At 74.9% G+C, this 6,083-nt stretch carries 6 protein-coding genes; all 6 read right to left on the bottom strand.

Annotated elements, in window-relative coordinates; translation table 11 throughout:
* Nucleotides 1-29: 29 nt before the first annotated feature.
* The 6 genes from hypE to ACFU7Y_RS38145 are packed head-to-tail and all read right to left on the bottom strand — an operon-like array spanning nt 30 to nt 6,015.
* Complete coding sequence (gene hypE / locus ACFU7Y_RS38170; RefSeq protein ID WP_380771102.1) at nt 30-1,106, bottom strand: hydrogenase expression/formation protein HypE; 1,077 nt, start codon at nt 1,104-1,106, stop codon at nt 30-32.
* Nucleotides 1,099-2,232, bottom strand: coding sequence for a hydrogenase formation protein HypD (hypD, locus tag ACFU7Y_RS38165; RefSeq protein WP_380771101.1), 1,134 nt, complete (start codon nt 2,230-2,232; stop codon nt 1,099-1,101). The genes hypE and hypD overlap by 8 nt, the downstream gene beginning before the upstream one ends.
* A complete protein-coding gene (locus tag ACFU7Y_RS38160) occupies nt 2,229-2,534 on the bottom strand; it encodes a HypC/HybG/HupF family hydrogenase formation chaperone (protein ID WP_224278498.1) in 306 nt (101 codons plus the stop codon). The genes hypD and ACFU7Y_RS38160 overlap by 4 nt, the downstream gene beginning before the upstream one ends.
* Nucleotides 2,535-2,540: 6 nt before the next feature.
* Complete coding sequence (gene hypF, locus ACFU7Y_RS38155) at nt 2,541-4,853, bottom strand: carbamoyltransferase HypF (protein ID WP_380771100.1); 2,313 nt, start codon at nt 4,851-4,853, stop codon at nt 2,541-2,543.
* A complete protein-coding gene (hypB, locus tag ACFU7Y_RS38150; protein WP_224278502.1) occupies nt 4,850-5,629 on the bottom strand; it encodes a hydrogenase nickel incorporation protein HypB in 780 nt (259 codons plus the stop codon). The genes hypF and hypB overlap by 4 nt, the downstream gene beginning before the upstream one ends.
* Nucleotides 5,630-5,634: 5 nt before the next feature.
* Nucleotides 5,635-6,015, bottom strand: a complete 381-nt coding sequence (locus ACFU7Y_RS38145) for a hydrogenase maturation nickel metallochaperone HypA (RefSeq protein ID WP_224278504.1) — start codon at nt 6,013-6,015, stop codon at nt 5,635-5,637.
* Nucleotides 6,016-6,083: the final 68 nt, after the last annotated feature.

Raw genomic sequence — 6,083 nt, 5'->3', positions numbered from 1 at the left:
CTTCTCCCGGGACGGCGGCGCACGCGGCGTCAGCAGATCCGCGGCAGCTGCTCGCCCATCGGCAGGTCGACCACCCGGGTGCCGCCGAAGCCGGTGCGGGCGACGACCATCCCCGGGTGCTCCTCGACGCACTCGCCGATCACCACCGCCTCCGCGCCGAGCGGGTGGGCGCGCATCGCGGCGAGCACCGCGTCCGCCGAAGCGCGCGGGACGAAGACGACGAGCCTGCCCTCGTTGGCGATGTACATCGGGTCCAGGCCCAGCACCGCGCAGGCGTTGGCTACCGGTTCCGGCACGGGGACGGCGCGTTCGCTGAGCACGACGCCCACCCCGGCCGCGGCCGCGATCTCGTTGAGTGCCGCCGCCAGGCCGCCCCGGGTGGGGTCGCGCAGCACGTGCAGGTCGGCAGTGGCCGCGAGCATGGCCTCGACCAGGCCGCCGAGGGCCGCGCTGTCGCTGCGCACCTCGACGCCGAACTCCAGGCCCTCCCGGACGCTCATGATCGCCACGCCGTGCAGGCCGATCGGCCCGCTGACGATCACCACGTCGCCGGGGCGGGCGCGCTGCGGCCGGATGTCGACCCCGGCCGGGACGAGCCCGATGCCGGCGGTGTTCAGGTAGACCCCGTCCCCGTGCCCGGCCTCGACCACCTTGGTGTCCCCGGTGGCGATCTCGACCCCGGCGGTGCGGGCGGCGGCGCCGAGCGCCCGGGCGACCCGGTCCACCACGGCCATCTCCACCCCCTCCTCCAGGATGAAGCCGCAGGACAGGTAGGCCGCCCGGGCCCCGCTCATGGCGAGGTCGTTGACCGTGCCGTTGACCGCGAGGTCGCCGATGCAGCCGCCGGGGAAGAACAGCGGCCGCACCACGTAGGAGTCGGTGGAGAAGGCGAGCCGGGCGCCGCCCAGCTCCAGCACCGCGGAGTCGCCGAGCCCGGCGAGCACCGGGCCGCCGAAGGCCGGCGCGAAGAGGTTCTGCACCAGTTCGGCGGACATCGCCCCGCCGCCGCCGTGGCCCATCACCACCCGGGGGTGGTCGCGCAACGGCAGCGGGCAGCTCCAGCCGGAGAAGTCGGCCCGGTCGGTGAGCAGTTCGGTGTCAGCCAACGCGACTCGCCTCCTGGGGAACGGCGGAGTTGCCCGGCACGCCCAGCCGCCGGTACAGGTAGTACGCCGCGCAGGCCCCCTCACTGGACACCATCGTGGCGCCGAGCGGCGTGCGCGGTGTGCAGGCCGTGCCGAAGGCCTCGCACTGGTGGGGCTTCAGCAGCCCCTGGAGCACCTCGCCGCTGCGGCACTCGGCGGGTTCGCGGGTGGTGATCCCCGCGACGTCGAAGCGGTGCTCGGCGTCGTGGTCCCGGTAGCGCGGCGAGAGCCGCCAGCCGCTGCGCGGGATCACGCCGATGCCCCGCCAGGGGCGGTCGGCCACTTCGAAGACGTCCTCCAGCATGGCCCGGGCCGCCGGGTTGCCCTCGGGGCGGACGGCCCGCGGGTAGGCGTTGTCGACGGTGTGCTCCCCGCGCTCCAGTTGCCGTACGGTACGCCGGATGCCCTCCAGGATGTCCAGGGGTTCGAAGCCGGTGACGACGATCGGCACCCGGTGGCGCTCCGCCAGCGCCGGGTACTCGGCGGTGCCCATCACGCTGCACACGTGCCCGGCGGCGAGGAAGCCCTGGACCCGGCAGTCCGGTGAGTCCATGATCGCCTCGATCGCGGGCGGCACCCGGACGTGCGAGACCAGCATGCTGAAATTGCGCAGCCCCTGCTTCCTGGCCAGGTGGACGGCCATGGCGTTCGGCGGGGCGGTGGTCTCGAAGCCGATGCCGAAGAAGACCACCTCCCGGTCCGGGTTCTCCCGGGCGATCCGCAGCGCGTCGAGCGGCGAGTACACCACCCGGACGTCGCCGCCCTCGCCGCGGACCCGGAACAGGTCGCGGTCGGTGCCGGGCACCCGCAGCATGTCCCCGAAGGAGCAGAAGACCACGCCCGGCCGGGCGGCGATCGCCAGCGCCCGGTCGATCACCTCCAGCGGGGTGACGCACACCGGGCAACCCGGCCCGTGGATCAACTCGACGCCTTCCGGAAGGAGTTGGTCGATGGCGTGCCGGATGATGCTGTGCGTCTGGCCTCCGCAGACCTCCATCAGCGCCCACGGCCGGGTGACCGTGCTCCTGATGTCGGCGAGCAGCCCGGCCGCCAGCTCGGGGTTGCGGAACTCCTCCAGGTACTTCACCGTCCGGCCTCCTCGGTCTCGCCCACTGCTCCCGCCGCCGCCCCCGCCGCCTCCCACGGGTCACCGAACTCCTCCTGCAACAGCCCGAGTTCCTCGAAGAGGGCGAGGGTGCGGCGGGCCGACTCCTCGTCCAGGCGCTGCAGCGCGAAGCCCACGTGGACGATCGCGTACTCCCCCACCGCCAGGTCGGGCAGGTACTCCAGGCACACGTCCTTGACCACGCCGCCGAAGTCCATCACCGCCATCCTGGTCCCGTCCCGCTCCCCGATCTCCGTCACCCTGCCGGGCACCGCCAGGCACATCCGCTCTCACTCCTCCCGGGTGGCCGACGACCGGGCGGCCACCATCAGCTGGCCGAGCGCCAGCCCTCCGTCGTTGGGCGGCACCCGGCGGTGCCGCAGCACGGTGAAGCCGTCCTCCCCGAGACCGCTCGCGCAGGCCGAGGAGAGCAGCGCATTGGCGAAGACTCCGCCGCTGAGCGCCACGGTGGTGGTGCCGTACCGTTCCCGGACGGCCACGCAGATCCGCCGGACGAGGTCGGCCACCGCACCGTGGAAGCGGGCGGCGACCAGCCCGGCGGGGGCGCCCGCGGTCACGTCGGCCACCACGGCGGCCAGTACCGGCCCGGGGTCGGCGATCCAGCCGTCCGCCCGCGCCGACAGGCCGAACCCGTAGCCGTCCGCCCGGCCGAACTCGCAGGCCGCCGCCTCCAGTTCGATCGCGGCCTGGGCCTCGTACCCGGCCCGGTGGCAGACCCCGGCGAGCGAGGACACGGCATCAAAAAGCCGCCCCATGCCGGAGGTCGGCACACAGTTCAGTCCGCGTTCCAACTGACGATCCAGTAGCCGCAGTTCCTCCGCGTCGGAGGCCAGGACCGATGGGAGTCCGGGCAGCCAGGCGAGCCCGGCCGCGCGCAGGTGGGCGAGCGCCGTCCGGTACGGGCGCTCGACGGCCGCGTCCCCGCCCGGCAGCGGCACGTACCGGAGGTGGGCCAGGCGGCGGAACCCGTCGTAGTCGGCCAGCAGCACCTCGCCGCCCCAGATCGCGCCGTCCTCGCCGAAGCCGGTGCCGTCGAAGGCCACGCCGAGCACCGGCCGCCCGCCGTCCAGCCCGTGTTCGGCCATCACCGCGGCGATGTGGGCGTGGTGGTGCTGCACCCGGTGCACCGGACGGCCGGCGGCGGTCCGCTCGGCGTGCCGGACCGAGCGGTAGCCGGGGTGCCGGTCGGTGACCAGCAGTTCGGGCCGCACCCCGCTGACCGTGCCGAGCTGCTCCACCGCCCGGTCGAAGGCCCGCAGCGTGGCCAGGTCGTCCATGTCGCCGATGTGGCCGGACAGCCAGGCGTAGCCGTCCCGGGCCAGCGCGAAGGTGTTCTTCAGGTCGCCGCCGACCGCCAGCGCCGGGCGGACGGGCACCGGCAGCGGAATCGGCAGCGGCGTGTACCCGCGCGAGCGGCGCAGCGGCAGCTGTTCGCCGTCCACCACCCGCACCACCGAGTCCTCGCACGGGACGTGGATCGGCCGGTCGTGGGTGAGCCAGCCGTCGACCAGCGGGGCGAGGCGGTCCAGCGCCTCCCGGTCCTCGGTGACGATGGGCTCGCCGGAGAGGTTGGCGCTGGTCATCACCAGCAGGTCCGGTCCGGGGGCGGCGAGCAGCAGGTGGTGCAGCGGCGTGTACGGGAGCATCACCCCGAGGTCGGGGCTGCCCGGGGCCACCGCCTCGGGCACCGGGAGGCCCGTGCGGCGGAGCAGGACGATCGGCCGTACCGGCCCGGTGAGCAGTTCCCGCTCGACCGGGTCGACCGGCAGCAGGCCCTCGACGGTGGCGAGGTCGCGGGCCATCACGGCGAAGGGCTTGTCGCCGCGCCGCTTGCGCCGGCGCAGCAGGGCGACGGCCGAGGCGTCGCGCGCGTCGCAGGCGAGGTGGTAGCCGCCGATGCCCTTGACGGCGAGGACCGCGCCGCCGGCCAGCAACCGCCGGGCCTCCGTCAGGGCCTGCTCCCCGCCGAGTTCGGGGCGCCCGGGCACGGTCAGCGCCAGCCTGGGCCCGCAGGCGTGGCAGGCGACGGGCTGGGCGTGGAACCGGCGGTCGGCCGGGTCCGTGTACTCCCGGGCACAGTCCGGGCACATCGGGAAGCCGGCCATGGTGGTGTTGGCCCGGTCGTACGGCAGGCCGGTGACGATGGTGTGCCGGGGGCCGCAGTTGGTGCAGCTGATGAAGGGGTGCCGGTGGCGGCGGTCGGCCGGGTCGGCGAGTTCGGCCAGGCAGTCGGCGCAGACCGCGGTGTCGGGCGGGATCAGGGTGGTGCGGGGGCCGCCGGGGCGGGACGGGGCGATGCGGAAGCCGGTGGCGCCGGTGGCGGCGAGCGGCGCGTGCTCCACCGAGTCCACCCGGGCGAGCGGCGGCGCGTCGCCGGCCACCCGCCGGCAGAAGGCGTCCAGGGCGTCGCGGCTGCCCTCGACCTCGACCAGGACGCCCTCGCCGGTGTTGGTGACGGTGCCGGCCAGCCCGAGTTCACCCGCCAGCGTGTGGACGAACGGCCGGAAGCCGACCCCCTGCACCAGGCCGCGGACGGCGACCTGCCGCCGCTCGCGGTCGAGCCCCGGGTGACCGGCCGTCACGCGCTCTCCCCCACAGCGGAGTGCCCGTGGCCGTACGCGTGCTCGTGGTCGTGGTCGTGGTCGTGCTCGTGGTCGTGCCCGTGCGGCACCGCCGCCGACATCACCGGCCGATGGGGCTCCGCCCCGTCCAGCACGGCCAGCGCCCGGTCCAGCAGCACCCCGACGCCCTCGCCCGTCCGGGCCGAGGTGTTCAGCACCTCCACCCCGGGATTGACCCGCTGGACGTTGGCCAGGAACGCCGCCTCGTCGAACTCGGCCGCCTCGGCGAGGTCCGCCTTGGTCACCAGCACCAGGTTGGCCAGCCCGAAGGCCGTCGGGTACTTGAGCGGCTTGTCCTCGCCCTCGGTGACCGAGGCCAGCACCACCCGGAGCGTCTCGCCGAGGTCGTAGGAGGCCGGGCAGACCAGGTTGCCGACGTTCTCCACGAACAGCAGCCGGCACTCCCCCGGCAGCCACCCGTCCAGGTGCCCGGTGAGCATCCGCGCCTCCAGGTGGCAGAGCCCGTCGGTGAGCACCTGCTTCACCGGAGCGCCCGAGCGGGCCAGCCTGCGCGCGTCGTTCTCGGTGGCGAGGTCGGCGGTCAGCGCGGCGACCGCGACCCCGCGCCGCCGGGCCAGCCCCAACTCGGCTTCCAGCAGTGCGGTCTTTCCGCTGCCGGGGCTGGACAGCAGGTTCACCGCGACCGTCCCCCGCTCGGCCAGCGCCGCCCGCAGCCGGCGGGCGCTGTCGTCGTTGCGGGCGAGGACCGCCTGACGGAGGTCGACCGTGCGGCACATCGGCATCAGCCTTTCTGTTCGGCCCGGACGTCCGGGCGCTCGGCCCACTCGACGCCGAGGATCTGAAGCTCACGTCCGGACAGCAGCTCCACGCCGCCGCCTCCGGAGCAGCTCGGGCAGCCGAGGTCCGGCGGCATGCCGACCGCCCACTCGACCGCGCAAGGGGTGCAGCGGGCCCGGGCCGCGACGGACTCGGTGTCCAGCACCGCGCCCGCCACCAGCGTTCCGGCGCAGGCCAGTTCGAAGCAGAAGTCGAGGGCCTCGGGCACCACGCCGGCCAACTCGCCGACCCGCAGGCGGACCCGCGCCACCCCGGGGGCCCGGTGTTCGCGCGCGGCCGCGTCCACCTGCTCGACGACGGCTTCGGCGATCGACATCTCGTGCATGGGTCCCTTCCCGGCGCGGGCGGCAACGCGCCCCATTACAGGGCGGGGTGGCGGCGTCGGCCCGAAGC

Source organism: Kitasatospora sp. NPDC057542 (assembly GCF_042801945.1).
In the GTDB taxonomy this organism is placed as follows: Bacteria; Actinomycetota; Actinomycetes; order Streptomycetales; family Streptomycetaceae; genus Kitasatospora.
The sequence above is the reverse complement of the archived record's forward strand: the minus strand, read 5'-3'. Positions and strand labels throughout refer to the sequence as shown.

Coding starts and splice junctions, on each gene's coding strand:
- ACFU7Y_RS38145 (WP_224278504.1), bottom strand. CDS start 6,015: ATGCACGAGATGTCGATCGCCGAAGCCGTCGTCGAGCAGGTGGACGCG.
- ACFU7Y_RS38160 (WP_224278498.1), bottom strand. CDS start 2,534: ATGTGCCTGGCGGTGCCCGGCAGGGTGACGGAGATCGGGGAGCGGGAC.
- hypB (WP_224278502.1), bottom strand. CDS start 5,629: ATGTGCCGCACGGTCGACCTCCGTCAGGCGGTCCTCGCCCGCAACGAC.